This window comes from Nitrosomonas sp. Nm58 (genome assembly GCF_900107335.1).
GTDB lineage: Bacteria > Pseudomonadota > Gammaproteobacteria > Burkholderiales > Nitrosomonadaceae > Nitrosomonas.
Genome location: NZ_FNPQ01000019.1, coordinates 1 through 17,877, shown reverse-complemented (window position 1 = coordinate 17,877; position 17,877 = coordinate 1). Strand labels below are relative to the sequence as shown.

Genomic DNA, 17,877 nt, shown 5'->3' with positions numbered 1-17,877 from the left:
TACATCCAACGACAAGCCAGGAGTTTCCATGCTGAAAATATCACTCAATATGCAAATCCTAGTGGGTACATTGGCTGGTATTTTGTTGGGTCTGGGGCTTGTCATGTTAGATCGAGATTCCTCCATTTCCCAGAATAGTTTGTATATCGCTAATTTGATCAGTACTTTGTTTATCGATTTATTGAAAATGGTACTTGTTCCATTGGTGTTTACCTCCATTGTTGTCGGTGTGGCGAATTTACGCGCGCATCAACAGATAAACCGGGTATGGCTAGCCACCCTCAGTTTTTTTGCATTGACTATGATATTGGCTATTATGCTTGGTTTGACAGTAGCTAATGTATTCCGGCCCGGAGAAGGGCTTCAGATTGCGATGTTTCAGGATGCCATGCAAGGCTTTGAAGCCAAGCAGATGTCTTTGCGCGATTTTTTTGCTCATTTTCTGCATTCGCTATTCATGAATCCGTTAGCAGCGCTTGCTGAGGGTCACATTCTTGCTATCGTAATTTTTGCATTGCTGCTTGGAATTGCCATGGTGGTGGGTGGGGAGCGTTATCGCAACATTCTCATTCTGATGAAGGAATTTTTAGAATTGATACTGATGCTGGTAGGGTGGATCATGCGCCTTGCCCCGCTAGGTATTATGGCATTGCTACTGCAATTGATCGTTGCTCAGGATATTACACTGCTTACTACACTAATTAAATTTATTGTGATTGTTATCGGTGCAACTTTATTCCATGGTTTAGTTATCCTACCTCTTGCACTCTATCTAACGACTAGGATGACACCTCTCAGATTCTGGAAGGGCGCGCGCGAGGCATTGATTACTGCTTTCGCAACGAGTTCCAGTGCGGCAACGATGCCTGTTACTTTGCGTTGCGTGGAACAGCACTTGCATGTTGAGCCTGATGTGGCAGGTTTTGTCGTGCCGCTGGGAACCACCATCAACATGGATGGCACTGCATTGTATGAAGCCGTCGCTGCTCTGTTTATTGCCAATCTCGTTGGTGTTGAACTTGATCTCACGCAACAACTGATTGTTTTTTTAACCGCTATGCTTGCGGCTATCGGTGCACCTGGCATTCCCAGTGCAGGGATGGTGACGATGGTGATGGTGCTGCAATCAGTAGGTTTGCCAGCCGAGGCGATCGCTATTCTGCTTCCTATTGATCGTTTGTTAGATACTTTTCGTACCATGGTCAATGTCGAGGGGGACATGATTGGCAGTCTAGTCGTACAGAAGTGGATAAAAAGCCCCTAGCGCCGTGTTTCATTCTATTTGAAACTTAAGTTGCTGTTGGCACGAATCACCCACTGCAAGATGCCGCAAGCGCTTTTGGCCAAATAAACGGTTTCGAATTGGTTTATGGTGAGCGATAAATTCGTTGGTCAGCCTTACAACCAATAAGGCATGGCTATCGATTTCATGAAGTTAGTTGCAATATCCATACTATAATGAGGTAACAAAGGAACCATCTCTATTCTCGGAAATCTCAGAGCCATTTGATATCTATTTTAGGCGCTTTAGTTCAATTCGCATAAGGCTTGACTCATGTTCATCAGTGTTCTTAATCTCTTTAAAATCGGAATTGGCCCTTCTAGCTCCCACACTATGGGGCCGATGATGGCTGCCAACGATTTTCGCGGCCGCATTAATCAGTTTGTCGTAGCCTCGCCAAGCAACAAAGTCATGCATGTTCGCTGCGTGCTTAAAGGCTCTTTGGCTTTTACCGGCAAGGGTCATGCAACAGACCGGGCTGTTGTATTGGGGCTTCACGGCTATACTCCAGAAGCATTGTCTGTGCAGGACGTCAATGCATTAATTGCAAAGCTATGGGTTACGCATTCCATTATGCTAGATAATGGTGCAGCTATCACATTTAATCCGGATAATGACATTATTTTTGATAGAAATGAAACATTACCTCAGCACCCAAATGGTATGGTTTATACGCTTCTTGATGAGAACGAAGAAATCTTACTGACTGAAACCTACTTTTCAATCGGTGGGGGATTTATTAATACGCTTGCTGAAATTAATCAGCTAAGTGCTCCCTTGAGAATGGAATCAGCTAAATCTTTCCCCTTTCCATTTGATTCAGCACGGAGCATGTTACAAATGTCTCAGCAAAGTAATTATTCGATTGCAGACATGAAACGTGCTAATGAACTGATGAAACTATCTGCCAATGAGCTTGATGAGGGGTTAGACAAAATTTGGCATGCCATGCAACGTTGCATTGAAAATGGTTTAACAGCAGAGGGGCAGCTACCTGGTGGTCTTAAGGTATCTCGTCGGGCTAAAACACTCTTTAATCAACTTCATCAAGATCCTGGAAAAACGACTTTGAATGATTGGTTATGCGCATACGCAATGGCCGTAAATGAAGAAAATGCAGCAGGCCACATGGTAGTGACTGCTCCCACTAATGGGGCAGCAGGCGTTATTCCGGCCGTTCTGTATTACATGGTAAAGCATGAAAATGGCAGCATTGAGAATGTAAGGGATTTCTTACTGACTGCTGCAGCCATTGGTGGCATCATCAAACACCGTAGTTCTATATCCGGCGCAGAAGTGGGTTGTCAGGGAGAAGTAGGATCTGCTGCTGCGATGGCCGCGGCGGGCCTATGTGCGGCACAGGGAGGTACTGTAAAGCAAATAGAAAATGCGGCAGAAATTGCACTTGAGCATCATTTGGGGATGACCTGTGATCCTGTGGGTGGCTTAGTTCAAGTTCCGTGCATCGAGCGCAATGGATTTGGTGCCATTAAAGCCCATACAGCCGCAGCGCTGGCGCGCCGGGGAACGGGTGAGCATTTCATGCCGTTAGATAATTGTATTGCAGCGATGAAACAAACTGGCCTAGAAATGTCACACAAATATAAGGAAACATCGTTGGGTGGTTTGGCAGTCAGCATTACTGAATGCTGATTAGTTCTGGGTAGGGCTGAAAACATTCTGGTGTCCAGAAGATTAGTCTTGCTTGGGAGATGGGGCTAATGGAGTAGGTGGCCAGCTTTCTTACACTATAATCATAGTCCGATCAGGTTGAGAGATTTGATGAAGTAGGTCAATTGTGCTTTGTCGATGCGACTGCATGCCATGACTTCCAGTTGACCTGTCATGCGCACTGAGCAGGTACGCTTCACAGTACAACAACGTTTCTTCGCCCCTCTTTTTCGCTGATTGCATTTCTTCAATAACTGTTAGTATTCGTCATAGCACGGTACATACCAACAAGAATTGAAGGTGAAGTACTCACTGCCTGCCATATCGGCTATACTGCTTATTTATTACGAGGGAATCCTGAATAAGTGCCTACGCAAGAGAATAGCTGCGTTAGGCGATGCTCAAAAACTTGCCTATCTATCTAATATGTTTCGTTTCCTGTGCCCCGTCTGCTTTGCACTTCATTCCGCGCGGCGACTTATTCAGGGTTTTTCTGGATATTCTGAATGAATAAAGACTTTTAACGTTAGATACCAAGATTAAATTAGTCATACTCGCCAGTCAGAACAATTTTTCCTTAAGCCTTGATCGATAAAACTAATCAACCCATGCCTGAATTAAAGCAAGAGCATATAACATCATCTGCAAAAATAAAAAAAGGGACTGAGACAGAACCAATTAAAACTTTTGAAGTTGATGGTCACAAAATCACGATCCTCGGTACCGCCCATGTTTCTCAAGCGAGTGCAGATAAAGTGAAAGAATTAATTGCTACGGGTGAGTTTGATGCCGTTGCTGTTGAGTTATGCCCAAGCCGTCATAAAGCAATTGTCAATCCTGATCTATTAACAAGGATGGATCTCTTCCAAGTTATTAAAAAAGGCCAAGCGAGTATGGTTGCTGCCAGTCTGGCATTAGGCGCTTTTCAGCAACGTATGGCCGAACGGTTAGGGGTCGAGCCGGGCGCAGAAATGCGAACTGCTATTAAAGACGCAACGGAAGCCAAATTACCGATTTTACTGATTGATAGAGAGATTGGAACTACTCTTAAACGTATTTACCACAATGTGCCGTGGTGGAGACGTATGGAGTTATACAGTGGTTTGCTAGCCAGTATTATCTCTCGGGAATCAGTGAGTGCTGCAGAAATCGAACGATTGAAAGAAGGTGATGTGCTGGAGAGTGCTTTTTCACAGTTTTCAGAAAACGAAAAGCACTTATTTAAACCCCTGATTAGTGAACGTGATGAATACATGTCCGCCCGCTTGTTAAAGGAAAGTGTGGAGAATAACTATCAGCATACTCTTGCTGTCGTTGGCGCTGGGCACATGAAAGGAATTGAACAAATCCTGAAGACCCGCAGTATCAACGATCCGGATGAAACCATCCAGCAGCTTGACACCATTCCAGAATCCACAAACTGGCTTAAATTTCTGCCATGGATCATCGTGGCATTGGTTCTGACTGGATTTACGATAGGATTTATGCGTAGCCCTGATATCGGTATGGCAATGGTAGTCGATTGGATACTCATACATGGTGGATTGTCTGCATTAGGTGCTGCGATTGCATTCGCTCATCCACTCACGATTTTAACTGCCTTTCTGGCTTCCCCAATTACCTCCCTTGATCCTATGACAGGGGTTGGAATGTTTACAGCGCTAGCAGAGACTTATTTACGTAAACCTAAAGTAGGTGATTTTAGTCGCCTTAGAAGTGATACCACTAGTCTGAAAGGGTGGTGGCACAATCAAGTCACACGAATTCTGCTTATTTTCATACTCTCATCGTTTGGCTCTGCCATGGGGACTTATATAGCTGGATTCAGAATATTTGAACGAATCAGTGGTAGCTGATATTAGAAGAGATCCTTTGGGCATAAGATAATAATCCTAACACATTGCTCCAGCATCTCCCCTCCGCAGAATGCTCTATGCTCGACTACTTTGAACGCCTAATCAATCCCTTCCCACCTGAACATCCCACTGAACCGCCTAAGGGTTTGTACCAGTTCTGTCGCCACTATACCCGAGGAATCGAGCCCTATTTGCTGTTGATGGCGATCCTCACCATCTGTGTCGCCATCGGTGAAGCCATGCTCTATGGCATTCTGGGAAAGATTATCGATTGGCTGGCTGAAAAAGATCCCCAGAGTTTCCTGGAAGAAGAAATGCTCTCATTGATTGGCTTATCGCTGTTTATACTGCTACTGATGCCCATTCTGGTTTTACTCCATTCACTGATTATGTATCAAAGCTTAATGGGTAATTTTCCTATGATAGTGCGCTGGCAAGCCCATCGCTATCTGCTCAATCAAAGCTATGCTTTTTTTCAAAATGAATTTAGCGGTCGCATTGCAACCAAAGTCATGCAAACAGCGCTGGCTGTACGCGAAACTGTCATGAAAACACTCGATGTGATGCTTTTCATTAGTGTGTACCTCATCACCACTTTATTTCTCGTTGTGAATGCTGATCCTCATTTGTGCATCCCATTGCTCATCTGGCTGGCTGTGTATTCAACCATATTGTATTACTTCATTCCAAAATTAAAACAAATCTCTGAACTGCAGGCTGATGCACGTTCTACCATGACCGGTCGCATTGTGGATAGTTATACAAATATCTTGACACTCAAGTTATTCTCACACAATCAGCGCGAGTCTGAGTATGCAAAAACAAGCATGGAAAATTTCCTGACCACCGTTCACCCGCAAATGCGCCTGGTTACCAAGCTGCTTGGATGTGTATGGGGCAGTAACATGCTGCTGGTATTCAGTGTTGGCGCGCTGGGAATTTATTTATGGATTAACGGAAATGTCAGCACAGGGGCCATCGCAATCGCCCTGAGCCTTGCGATACGCCTAACCGGCATGTCACACTGGATCATGTGGGAAATCAGCGCGCTATTCGAAAATATTGGGATTGTCCACGATAGCATAAATACGATATCAGAACCACAGACCGTCGTGGATGCTCCCAATGCTATTCCGTTGAAAGTGAAATCTGGTGCTATTGATTTCAACCACATCGGATTCGTCTACAATCGAATAGATCAGAAGCAAAGCGAGCAGGTATTTAATAACCTTGATTTGCATATTGCCGCTGGTGAAAAAGTCGGTATTGTCGGACGTTCAGGCGCTGGCAAGTCCACCTTGATTAGCCTGTTATTACGTTTTTATGATGTTCAGCAAGGCAATATCCAGATCGATGGGCAGAATATTCGCCAAGTTACTCAAGATAGCCTGCGTGCCAATATAGGTATCGTTACCCAAGATACTTCATTGCTTCACCGATCCATTCGCGACAATATACTATTCGGTAAGCCTGATGCGACTGAAGCACAGATGCTTGAAGCCGCAAAACTTGCTCATGCTCATGAATTCATTCAGGCCCTTGTGGATAGTAACGGCCGAGAAAGCTATGATGCGTTCGTCGGTGAGCGCGGCGTTAATCTTTCAGGAGGCCAACGTCAGCGTATCGCGATTGCCAGGGTATTATTGAAGAATGCCCCGATCCTGATTCTGGATGAAGCGACATCTGCTCTCGATTCAGGCGTGGAGGCGAGTATTCAACAAAATCTATATCAACTCATGCAGGGTAAAACAGTTATCGCGATCGCCCACCGCTTATCCACTATCGCAGCAATGGATCGACTCATTGTATTGGACAAAGGGCGTATCGTTGAACAAGGCCGTCACGCAGAATTACTTTCTCATAATCAGCTCTATGCAACGCTCTGGAATCATCAATCGGGAGGATTTCTTGGGCATTTGAATGAATAGAAAAGAATATATTTCAATGCTCTTTATATTCTCTCGTAAATTTCAGGAAGATAATCATAAAATATTTACCGGGTGCGAGGATTGATCCGTCTCCAGGTAAAAAAGTCAGACAGAGTACTTTGATAATGTAAGAAACTCTGATACTCTGCCTAGAGCTTCTATAGACAAAAACAAGCTCGTCTTTGGATAAAGTGCGCAAAGTATGCCAGTTCAATATCTAGCTGAGATTCTTCGGAGGGTCAGTATGAAAAAAACAAAATTGGAAAACATAGCATCTGGTTTCATACTCGCAATCGCTTTCGCGGCGAGCAATGCATGGTCAGCACCGGAGGAAATTCCTGGTCGTGGATTCGTATGGAAGGATGGTGCAGAAATCTATGCCAAGATTTGCGCTTATTGTCACGAAGCACATGTTGGACCGCCTATTCGCAATCGTGAGCTTCCTACCGGGTATATCCGCACAGTAGTTCGCAACGGAAGCCGAGCCATGCCAGCCTTTCGTTCTTCAGAAATCGATGATGAATCATTAGTAAAATTGGCGGATTTTATTTCAAAAAAAGAAGCTAAGCACTAAGGAGGCCCATCCCATGGATGAAACTCGACGTAGCCTCATCAAAGGTATGCTTACTGGAGGAACCTTGTTGGCCCTCGGCACTCCTGGCATCACTCAAGCAGTATCCATTAGCCAATCTCCCTCTGGGAGTACCCGAAATTGCCAGCTATTGCTGGGAAACACAACAATAGACGAAGCATTTGCCAGAGGCGCTTATGCCGCTTGCACTAGCTATACAAATTACCGTCAAGGCACATTACCGATAATAAGATTAGAAGATGAACTATTAACCAATCCTCTAAGAGTGGCTGAACTATTGACACAATCCCGCAATATTCGTTGGATTGCCGTCATGGACGATGCCAGCGCAGCCATATTCACTGAGTTGGTGCGAAATTTTGAAGGCCGTCTACTTTCACTTGGCTCACACTCTTTTTCTTCCGGCAATGACATCTCCTTTCCTCTGCGTCATGTGTGGGCTACCGCGTCACCCGCGTACAGTGCTGGAGGATTGCTAGCATCTGAGCTTATTCCAAACCAGCATAATTTTTCTATCGTCGAAAATTTTCTTGGAGAATCGGTTGGTGATGGCGTAATAAAAGGTTCATCAATATCGGGATTTTTGTCTTATAGGCTGTCTGAGCAGCCAACAACTTATTTACATTGTGCCGGAATCTCTCTGATAGAAGCCAGTCAATTAGTTGGCTGGAAGGGAGCAGAAAATTGGGGATCCGTACTCCCTCGAGTAGATAAATTCCAGACCTATGAAGATAAAACAGCGAATGATGCAGCCATTAAACATCCTCAGTTAGAGAACTGGATAGAGACCACCGGTTATGCTGTTGTTGCTACCGCACTTGGTTTGGGGACGAATCAAGAATCTTGTTCCGCTCGCGCATTCGTACATCGACCAAGTCAGCGCAATCGGAATAATCAAGAGTTATCGGGAAAACATTTCGTGTCGTTTGTAATAGACGTATAGGGAGAAAACACAGAATGACCAATAAATATATCGCGTTGCCAAAAGGGGTATCCGAGAAAGCATTTGATGCCGCCATCAGCAGTTTTCGCAGTGCACTCGGTGACACAGCTGTGCTTATCAGCGCAGAACAACTGGCTCCCTATATTAAGACCATGATGCCGGTGCCCGATGCAGAGCATACGCCTTCCGCAGCCCTCCTGGCGACAACAGTCGAGCAGATCCAGAAAATTGTTGCGATCTGTAATCAATACAAGGTGCCGATCTGGACGATTTCTACCGGAAAAAATCTGGGCTATGGTGCCGCAGCACCTGCAGAACGTGGTCAGGTCGTGCTTGATCTCAAGCGCATGAACCGCATTCTCGAAGTCGATAAGGATTTAGCCTATGCCCTGGTCGAGCCGGGCGTAACCTATCAACAACTCTACGACTACATTAAAGAACACAAACTGGGCTTATGGCTATCGATGCCTGCGCCTTCCGCCATTGCGGGGCCGGTTGGTAATACGCTAGATCGCGGCGTTGGCTATACACCATATGGCGAACATTTCCTATTTGCTTGCGGCATGGAAGTTGTGCTGGCAAATGGCGAAGTATTACGCACTGGCATGGGTTCGATGCCCAATTCCAACACCTGGCAGGTATTCAAGTGGGGGTATGGTCCTTACCTGGATGGCATTTTTACACAATCCAACTATGGCATCGTCACTAAATTCGGCTTCTGGCTCATGCCAGAACCCCCAGCATTCAAGCCGTTCGCCATTCAATACGAACATGAAGAAGATATTGTGGAAATCGTGGAGACGATTCGTCCGCTGCGCATTAGCGGTGTGATTCCCAACGCTGTTGTCATCGCCCATGCGCTATATGAGGCACCCGTAAAGGCACGGCGTAGTGATTACGTGTCCGGATCCGGATCAATCCCAGATGAAGCGGTTCGCAAGATCACCAAGGATCACAAATTGGGAATCTGGAACGTGTATGCAGCCCTCTATGGAACCCAAGAGCAGATTGATGTGAATTGGAAGATCGTAACACAAGCATTCGGTCAATCTGGCAAAGCAAAGATCCTGACGGAACAAGAAGCGGCAGATGATCCTGCATTTACTTACCGGGCTAAGCTCATGCGGGGAGAAATGACGCTCACGGAATTTTCCTTGTATAACTGGCGGGGAGGTGGTGGGTCGATGTGGTTTGCGCCCGTCTCTCAAGCGCGCGGCAGTGAAACCCTCAAACAAATGGCTCTGACCAAGCAGATACTGGCCAAGTACGGACTAGATTATTCCGGCGAATTCATCGTTGGGATGCGCGATATGCATCATATTGTTGACGTGCTGTACGATAAAACTGATCCTGAGCAGACGAAAGCGGCTTACCAGTGCTTTGATGAATTGCTGACCGAATTCTCTGCGCGAGGATATGGAACTTATCGCGTCAATACGGCTTTTATGGATAAAGTCGCTGAGACCTATGGTCCAGTACAGCGGAATATTCACAAGACACTTAAAGAAGCGCTGGATCCCAATGGAATTCTTGCGCCGGGAAAATCGGGTATTCGCTAGTTTCATTTTGACTTTGAACAGGAAATGACAATTTCCAAATCGGAGGTACAAGTGAGAACAATCAAGGCAGCTGTTGTCCGTCAGAAAGGCGGGCCTTTTCACATCGAAGAGCTGGTGCAGGATGAGCCACGCTCCGATGAAGTGCGGATTCGGATCGTAGCAACGGGTATGTGTCATACCGACATGGTCGCGCGCGACCAGCTCTATGAAGTACCCCTGCCGGTGGTGCTGGGGCACGAAGGCTCAGGGGTGGTCGAACAGATTGGCAGCAACGTAAAAAAAGTAGCTGTTGGTGATCATGTTGTGTTGACTTACATGTGGTGCGGTCACTGCAAGTCCTGTTTACGTGGCGATTTGACTTATTGCGAGTGTTTTTATGCACTGAATTTTGGTGGCGGACGCGAAGACGGCAGTACGTCAACCTATGGAACAGGCAATACACCAGAGTTGATTCACGACCATTTCTTTGGGCAATCATCGTTTGGCACATTTGCGCTAGCACATGAACGCAACGTCATCAAAGTACCCAAAGATGCGCCCTTGGAGCTGCTCGGGCCACTTGGCTGTGGCATTCAGACTGGCGCCGGAGCAGTTATAAATGCATTAAAAGTCAGTCCGGGCAGCAGTTTTATAGCCTTCGGCGGCGGCGCAGTAGGATTGAGTGCCGTGATGGCTGCGCGCATCGCAGGCGCTGCCACCATTATTGCTATAGACGTGGTGCCATCGCGGTTGACGTTGGCTATGGAACTTGGTGCAACCCATACAATCAATAGTCACGACGCCGATCCCGTTGAGACTGTCCGCAAAATAACGGGCGGAGGTGCTGATTTCACACTGGAATCGAGCGGACGACCAGCCGTATTGCGTCAAGCCATTGATGCGTTATCTACCCGAGGAACGTGCGGTATTGTCGGCGCACCGGCCTTAGGCACTGAAGCGAGTTTCGATGTGAACGGGGTGATGACGACAGGGAAGCGTATCATCGGAATCATTGAAGGCGATAGTAAGCCGGATCTTTTTATTCCAGCACTCGTTGAGCTTTATAAACAGGGAAGATTTCCTTTCGACAAGCTGGTGAAGTTTTATTCCCTCGATCAAATCAATCAGGCGGCAGAAGACAGTGAGAAAGGCATCGCCATTAAACCGATTATCCGGCTGTAGCAAGATTCATAAACTTCATTCCGTAAAAATTTCAACCAGATAATTTACGAGTAAAACAAAAATGGAGAATGCGTTATGAAAGAAAGTAAACAATCTCTGTCACCCTACTCAAACTTCGATCAACTACCCATAAGTGGCAAATGGCGCCACGGCAATGGAGAGAAGATTCTGCGAGACCTTAATCCTTATGATGCAAATGTTCTGGTCGAGATTCCACATGCCAATCGTGATGACATGGATGAGGCATTCCGTAGTGCCGCTGTCCTACAGCCTGGTTGGGCGGCATTACTGCCGGGTGACCGGGCAGCAGTCATGCGTCACGCGGCACAAATCATGGAAGCACGTCGTGAAGAGATCGTGTCATGGCTGATTCATGAATCTGGCGGAACGCGCATCAAAGCCAATCTGGAATGGAATGCCGTGCATGGCGTATTGCTGGAAGCAGCTACTCTGCCTTACCTGGTGGAAGGCCGGATTCTTCCGGTTGATATTTCCGGCAAGGAAAGCCGGGTGTACCGCAAACCTGTGGGTGTCGTCGGCGTGATCAGTCCCTGGAATTGGCCTATGCAGCTTACCGTCCGTTCTGTGGCGCCCGCACTCGCGGTTGGCAATGCCGTTGTCGTCAAGCCAGCCAGTGACACCCCTGTAACGGGCGGGTTGCTGTTGGCTAAAATTCTGGAGGAAGCTGGACTTCCTCCCGGTGTATTCAGCGTGATTGTTGGTGCAGGGAGCGAGATTGGCGATGCCTTTGTTACCCACCCCATTCCTCGCGTCATATCGTTTACTGGTTCAACCCCAGTTGGCCGCAATATCGCAAGACTGGCAGCTGAGGGACCCACTCTGAAACGACTTGAACTAGAGTTGGGCGGTAATGGTCCCTTCGTAGTGCTGGATGATGCTGATCTGGAACAGGCAGTAGAAGCCGCAGTGTTTGGTAAGTTTCTACACCAAGGCCAGACCTGCATGAGCGTTAATCGCTTCATTATCGATGACCGTGCTCACGATGAGTTCCTGGAGCGCTTTGCCGATCGGGTACGCCAATTGAAAGTGGGTGATCCGAACGCGCCTGATACCATGATCGGACCCATTATTAATGAATCCCAGTTAAATGGTCTCCGTAGCCGAATCCAGGAAGCTATTTCAGCTGGGGCAAACCAAGTCGTCGGCGGTGAAGCTCAAGGCCTTATTCTCCCTCCTCATATATTTTCCCAAGTAACGAATCAGATGCCATTGGCACAAACGGAATCATTCGGCCCAATTGCACCAATCCTACGTGCACGCAATGAAGAAGATGCGCTGAATATCGCCAACGACACAGAGCTTGGGCTTGCTGCTGCTGTATTTACGCGCGATGTCGAGCGTGGTTTTCGCTTTGCACAGAAAATCGAGGCAGGCATGGCGCATGTCAATGATCAACCGGTGAATGATTTGCCTTATAACCCCTTCGGTGGCGAAAAGAATTCTGGTATTGGTAGATTCAATGGTATTTGGGCGGTAGCCGCATTTACTACCGATCAATGGATAACTGTCCAACATATACCGCGTCGCTATCCTTTCGATGCGCGAGTCATTACATAATCTGGAACTGAGCCGTAAGCATGGTGATAGAAATAGGACAGCTATAGCAGAAAGATTGCAGTTACCCGCAAGCTGCTTTCGTATTTCATTCAGTCTGAATATTAATTCTTTTATAAGGAAAAGTTTTGACCCTTAACCTCCATATTATTATTTGCAGTACCCGGCCTGGTCGTGTCGGGCTTCACGTTGCCAAGTGGTTCCATGGAGTCGCAATGCAACATAACAAATTTCAAGTCTCACTGATCGATCTCGCAGAATTTAATCTCCCAGTATACGATGAGCCGGAACATCCCATTCACCAGCGCTACCAGCATGAACATACCAAAAAATGGGCCGCCAGCGTAAATGCAGCTGATGCCTATGTGTTCGTTACTCCAGAATACAATTTTGGTCCGCCACCATCACTTCTGAATGCACTTAACTACGTTTATAAGGAATGGAACTATAAACCTGCTGGGATTGTCAGTTATGGCGGTATTTCAGGTGGGTTGCGATCTGCTCTGATTGAGAAACTTACCTTCACCACATTAAAAATGATGCCAATGGTAGAGGCAGTGTCAGTTCAAAATGTTTCCACACTTATTGATGAAAACAAAAATTTTGCACCTAGCGATCATCACATCAACTCGGGAACATCACTGCTCAACGAGCTGCATAAATGGGCGCAAGCACTGAAAACAATGAGACCATGATCTCATTCTGATCGACTATTTATTTATTAATTAATCTTTTGCTATAAAAATCTAAAATACCTCGAATCAGCGCGTTACTTATTTTGTCTCGGAATACCGTACGTTGCTAGCGATAAAATGCTCAACACGATTGATATGTAACTAATGAGCAGATAAAGCCCTATGATTGCGTTTGCTCGTATAGATGATTACTGGTAATGCTGCTAAGTAACCCAAATGCGCTTGAATCAACGGTAACCACCCTGATTCATAATTTTATCAACAAATTTTTACAAACTTGACTACCCATCCCTAACTTATTTTAATCAATTTGAAGAGGTGATAGCACATGGATTTTCCTGATTTTTATGAACTGGCACCTGTAGTACAGACTCGTGATCCATTTGCAGCTATGTTAGGTGCTGCACGTGACGGCATACTGGAGTACCATTACCTCGATGCAGTACGTTTAGCGGGCCATTCCTGTCCTACTGTTGCTGGCGCATTCCTTATGGGGCGTGCTGCGCTAATAGCACTTTATCCGGATGAGCTTGCCGAACGCGGCGCAATTGCGGTACATATGCCTGCGCCGGAATATGAAGGCACCACAGGTGTTATAGCGCAAGTGCTGACGTTATTAACTGGTGCTGCTGCTGATAATGGCTTTCATGGAATTCAGGGACACTTCAAACGTAAAGGATTGCTTAGCTTTGCGGATCGCCGAGAAGGAGAAGCTATTTTCTTCAAACGTCTCGATACTGGTGCAAGTGTGGCAGTAGAGCTCGATGTTTCTTTGATACCAGGTGATCCTGAGCAGAGTGGACGTTTGATGGCTATTTTACAAGATCGCGCAGATGATTCGCAGCGCAGCGCATTTGCCAATGCATGGCAGGCTCGTGTACGCCGTTTGTTATTGGAGTTCGCAGATGATCCACGGGTAATACGCATTACGCCTATATAATCGACTGATTATGCAGCAAAAAATTAGCTCGTTGAATGGGAATGTTATCGTTGCTTACTATGTTACCCTTGCAGCAGGTCTTCGTGTTAGCAGCAACTTATTCCAATTTCAAATCAAAATTTATTTTGCCAGTCTTTCTTTTCCGTATTGTTTATACTGTTATTGGCTCGCCTCAGCCATATTTTTGATTTAGAAATGGAATTAAACCCGAGTTTCCCGTTAAGAGTTTAATTATTTAATTTTTTAGGAATACTCCGGTGAGGAATGTTTGAATAATTTGTTGACTTTATTGAAACTTGAGAGGCTGATGGAAAGTCTGGGTTAAATTCCAAACAGAATGAAATACTACGCTAGATAGGCGAAGCGTTTTCCATTACACGTAGGCAATATCAGCTATCCATACTTGATTTGGCAGCTCAACTCTCATCCTCGCAGCTAGCCCCAATAATGCACGAAGGGAAATGGCAGTTCTCTTATAATTTTTTATAATTCAGTTACCTATGCTGAATAAAGAGAAGGAATTGCCAGCGACAAAGTATATCCAGAAATCATATAATTTTCCAGATGTAAAGAAGCGCACTGTTGAAGTGAGTCTCCAGGGTGGAGATATCAGTGTGCTGCAGCAAGCGGCGTAAGAGATGAGGGTGGCCCCTCGCACTCGGCTTGCAGGGGCAGGTTGCAAACCACCATGAGCGGCTCTGGTCAAGAGCCTGGGTCGTGAGCGTTATGGAAAAGGTGCTTTAATGCATCAGGTATGGATCAATGAAGACGAACAACCGTGAACTGCTGTTCAAGTGTCGAAGCCACTCAAATGACATCAAAACTGGAGGGTGATGTTACTCCGGGAGCAGTCTGGCCGTTACCTGCTTACGGGCCAGGCGGTGTCCGGCATAGAGGCAGCGTCAGCATGATCCGAGCTCTTACGTTGAACTGCGGGAACCTTCAGTGGCGATGGCAAGCGAAAAGCACAAGCCAAACTGGCGAAGCCGGCAGTAGCCTTGCGCCACCAAGGGACGAAGCAACTCGTATTGTGCGCTGGGCAGCGCATTGATCGTGAGGGTTAAAGTCCCTCCTGCGCCCGAATGAGGGGCGCAGTATCCGAAAGTAGGGGGAATGCCTCACTGGCCGGTATCAGTAGCTGGTACTGGAGGACAGGGTGTTCGCCGCGAGGTGAAATCCGGAGGCTTTGAGGAGAAATACCGGGCCGTAATCGAAGAGGCGATTCTATAGACGAACCGGTCGGCCAAAGATGGGGCAAGGTCGAACCTGCACTATGGAGGCGAAGGTGTTCTCATTCACCCATCAAACCAAGGTGTGTGCGGATGGGGCACAGTATGGAAGATCAATGCGTGACCCCAGGAGGGCTCATGGGATTTGCAGGTGGCACTGTGATAAGCGATCCTATAAACGAAAGTGAAATGGAAAGCGAAGTTCCATGAGTCGTCGGACGGCTGAAGAGTACCTAAAGCGCTACGAAAGTGGGGTAACCGGAATAAACGGCAGCGGAGTGAGCTGGGGAAGGCAGTCGGCAAGGTGGTTGGATAAGGAAGAAAGTTAACGAGTAAGGTCTATGGCAAGGACAAGTTCCATTAGTGAAAACGGTTGGGCATACCGACAGTTGCCGACAGAGTAACCCAAACGGCAGTCAAGCAAATGCTTGAGCCTGTTCTGGATCCCTTGTTTCATCGAAACTCCTACGGTTATCGTCCCGGATGCTCAGCGCTTGATGCGATAGCCATGGTGAGATGGCGAAGCTGGGAATATGACTGGGTGATCGAATTCGATATCAAAGGGCTCTTTGATAAAACATTGAGCGCGATCTGCTTATCCTGACTCATAGTGTCAAGAAGCACTGCCAGCACACCATGGGTGCTGCTGGACGTTAAGCGCTGGTTAAAGGCGCCAATGCAAACTGCACAGGGCGGATTGCTGGAGCGAACGCGTGGTACGCCCCAAGTGCGCTGTAGGCGCGCAACAAATGCAAAGTTATTTACGTAATGTTGAGCTTAAGCTCTATAAATGATGGAGGAATCGACCCTCCGATATCGGCGTTCAGGTGCTGGTATCAAACCACTTCAAGCGGCTACTGTAAAAGGTGGTGGTCGTGAGCGTTGAAGAAAGTCAGGGGATAGAAACGATAGAAACTGGCGAGGTATGGACTAGAAAGACGAATGAAGCTGAATCTCTGTTGAAGCATCGGAAAGCCCTTATGACATCAAAACCGCAGCTATTTGTGGGGCGGCGGGATGAATCCACGAGCAACCTGATTACTGAGTGGGTGGTGTCCGGTATGCAGGAGGCGTGAGTCTAGTTCGGGCATTTATAGGGAACTACAGGAAGCAGTCGCTTGGATGATAAGGAAGAAATTCGAGGAAGTGACATTCCAAGAATAAGAGTACCAAGGCCAAGAACTGTGAGGGGACTACTCGTAGTAGTGAGGAAGTTTCTGTAATGGAAATGGAGCGAAGGGGTGGTGTTAAACAAGCTAAATTTGTTATTCAACTTGCAGGAGGATGAAATAATGAAGGCAGCAAAACCATTTGATATTCCCAAGACATTAGTGTGGGAAGCGTTCAAATTAGTCAAAGCCAATAAAGGGTCTGCTGGTATAGACCAGGAATCACTCGAGGATTTTGAACAGAACTTATCGGGAAACTTATATAAACTTTGGAATAGATTATCATCAGGTGCTTACTTTCCTCCGGCCGTAAAGGGGGTAGCGATACTGAATCGCCCCGGGTTTACAGGAGACTCTATTTCTTGAGAGGATAGAGTAATGAAAAAACCAGTAAGATATTCACCGGAGGTTCGTGAACGGGCTGTCCGATTGCTGTATGAACACCAAAGGGAGTATGGGCCGCAATGGGCGGCACTAGAATTGATAGCCTCCAAGATAGGTTGTACTGCTGAGACGTTGCGCAAATGGGTGCGACAATCAGAGACTGATCAGGGTATCCGGGCAGGCATGTCAACCTCGGATCGTGAGCGACTCAAACAACTGGAACGTGAGAATCGTGAACTGAAGCAGACAAATGAGATATTGCGTAAGGCATCAGCCTATTTTGCGAAAAGGCGCTCGACCGCCGACCGAAGTGATGGCGATATTTGTTGATCAACACAAGGAGCAGTACGGGGTCGAGCCGATCTGCAGGCAAATTCAGATTGCCCCATCGAGTTACTATGAGCATAAAGCACGAGAACGAGATCCTGACCGGCTACCCGATCGCACTAAACGAGATAAAGCGCTTGAGCGGGATATACAGCGTATATGGGAAAGCAATTTCAAAGTTTATGGCGCCAACAAAGTATGGCGGCAATTAATACGTGAAGGTATCCGGGTTGCCCGTTGTACAGTCGAACGGCTGATGAAGAAGCTTGGAATACAAGGCATCAGGCGTGGTAAAAAATGTTGGACGACGATTGCAGATGACTTGCTTGATCGGCCAACAGACAAGGTTAACCGGCAATTTGTAGCGACGCGCCCCAATCAGCTGTGGGTGGCGGACATCACTTTTGTGGCAACGTGGACAGGATTTGTTTATGTAGCTTTTATTATAGATGTTTTTGCACGATTTATTGTCGGCTGGCGGGTCACCCGGTCATTGCATACAGACTGGGTGTTCGATGCATGGGAACAGGCATTGTGGGCGCGGCGGGAAACCAGTGGGTTAATCC

General features: G+C 46.7%; 17 protein-coding genes, 1 pseudogene and 1 other annotated feature. All 18 genes and pseudogenes read left to right on the top strand.

The genetic code is table 11. The features are described from left to right. Positions 1–28: 28 nt before the first annotated feature. Positions 29–1,264, top strand: coding sequence for a dicarboxylate/amino acid:cation symporter (locus BLW34_RS08785; RefSeq protein ID WP_090578389.1), 1,236 nt, complete (start codon positions 29–31; stop codon positions 1,262–1,264). Positions 1,265–1,555: 291 nt separating this feature from the next. Next, positions 1,556–2,935, top strand: a complete 1,380-nt coding sequence (locus BLW34_RS08780) for an L-serine ammonia-lyase (protein ID WP_090578385.1) — start codon at positions 1,556–1,558, stop codon at positions 2,933–2,935. 602 nt (positions 2,936–3,537) lie between these two features. Beyond that, positions 3,538–4,809 carry a TraB/GumN family protein gene (locus BLW34_RS08775; RefSeq protein WP_256203707.1) on the top strand — a complete coding sequence of 424 codons (1,272 nt, stop codon included), beginning with the start codon at positions 3,538–3,540 and terminating at the stop codon, positions 4,807–4,809. Between the two features lie 77 nt (positions 4,810–4,886). Beyond that, on the top strand, positions 4,887–6,737 hold the full coding sequence (locus BLW34_RS08770) for an ABC transporter ATP-binding protein (RefSeq protein WP_090578380.1): 1,851 nt from the start codon (positions 4,887–4,889) through the stop codon (positions 6,735–6,737). A gap of 244 nt (positions 6,738–6,981) precedes the next feature. Further along, positions 6,982–7,311: a c-type cytochrome gene (locus BLW34_RS08765; RefSeq protein WP_090578377.1), complete on the top strand. Its 330-nt coding sequence runs from the start codon at positions 6,982–6,984 to the stop codon at positions 7,309–7,311. A gap of 13 nt (positions 7,312–7,324) precedes the next feature. Next, positions 7,325–8,272 carry a hypothetical protein gene (locus tag BLW34_RS08760; RefSeq protein ID WP_090578374.1) on the top strand — a complete coding sequence of 316 codons (948 nt, stop codon included), beginning with the start codon at positions 7,325–7,327 and terminating at the stop codon, positions 8,270–8,272. Positions 8,273–8,286: 14 nt separating this feature from the next. After that, complete coding sequence (locus tag BLW34_RS08755; RefSeq protein ID WP_090578371.1) at positions 8,287–9,831, top strand: FAD-binding oxidoreductase; 1,545 nt, start codon at positions 8,287–8,289, stop codon at positions 9,829–9,831. A 51-nt stretch (positions 9,832–9,882) separates the two neighbouring features. Next, the gene (locus tag BLW34_RS08750) at positions 9,883–10,992 is read left to right on the top strand and encodes an NAD(P)-dependent alcohol dehydrogenase (RefSeq protein ID WP_218138820.1); all 1,110 of its coding nucleotides are present in this window, start codon (positions 9,883–9,885) and stop codon (positions 10,990–10,992) included. A gap of 75 nt (positions 10,993–11,067) precedes the next feature. Further along, on the top strand, positions 11,068–12,570 hold the full coding sequence (locus BLW34_RS08745; protein WP_090578365.1) for an aldehyde dehydrogenase family protein: 1,503 nt from the start codon (positions 11,068–11,070) through the stop codon (positions 12,568–12,570). A 125-nt stretch (positions 12,571–12,695) separates the two neighbouring features. Continuing rightward, positions 12,696–13,262: an NADPH-dependent FMN reductase gene (locus BLW34_RS08740; protein ID WP_090578362.1), complete on the top strand. Its 567-nt coding sequence runs from the start codon at positions 12,696–12,698 to the stop codon at positions 13,260–13,262. A gap of 328 nt (positions 13,263–13,590) precedes the next feature. Next, positions 13,591–14,202: a hypothetical protein gene (locus BLW34_RS08735; RefSeq protein ID WP_090542782.1), complete on the top strand. Its 612-nt coding sequence runs from the start codon at positions 13,591–13,593 to the stop codon at positions 14,200–14,202. 500 nt (positions 14,203–14,702) lie between these two features. Further along, positions 14,703–14,837, top strand: a complete 135-nt coding sequence (locus BLW34_RS16910; protein ID WP_256203705.1) for a hypothetical protein — start codon at positions 14,703–14,705, stop codon at positions 14,835–14,837. A 176-nt stretch (positions 14,838–15,013) separates the two neighbouring features. Continuing rightward, entirely contained in the window at positions 15,014–15,253 is a 240-nt protein-coding gene (locus BLW34_RS08730; protein ID WP_090578358.1) for a hypothetical protein, read from the top strand. A gap of 384 nt (positions 15,254–15,637) precedes the next feature. After that, positions 15,638–15,760 carry a hypothetical protein gene (locus tag BLW34_RS16905; protein ID WP_256203704.1) on the top strand — a complete coding sequence of 41 codons (123 nt, stop codon included), beginning with the start codon at positions 15,638–15,640 and terminating at the stop codon, positions 15,758–15,760. Positions 15,761–15,804: 44 nt separating this feature from the next. Next, positions 15,805–16,035: a reverse transcriptase domain-containing protein gene (locus BLW34_RS16430; RefSeq protein ID WP_218138819.1), complete on the top strand. Its 231-nt coding sequence runs from the start codon at positions 15,805–15,807 to the stop codon at positions 16,033–16,035. A 271-nt stretch (positions 16,036–16,306) separates the two neighbouring features. Further along, positions 16,307–16,507, top strand: a complete 201-nt coding sequence (locus BLW34_RS08720) for a hypothetical protein (protein ID WP_090578356.1) — start codon at positions 16,307–16,309, stop codon at positions 16,505–16,507. 216 nt (positions 16,508–16,723) lie between these two features. After that, positions 16,724–16,966 (top strand): hypothetical protein, encoded by a 243-nt coding sequence (locus BLW34_RS08715; RefSeq protein WP_218138818.1) that lies wholly within the window; start codon positions 16,724–16,726, stop codon positions 16,964–16,966. A 12-nt stretch (positions 16,967–16,978) separates the two neighbouring features. After that, positions 16,979–17,877: pseudogene (locus tag BLW34_RS16900) on the top strand (IS3 family transposase); the annotation flags it as partial. After that, positions 17,257–17,372, top strand: a sequence feature (AL1L pseudoknot). It overlaps the preceding pseudogene by 116 nt.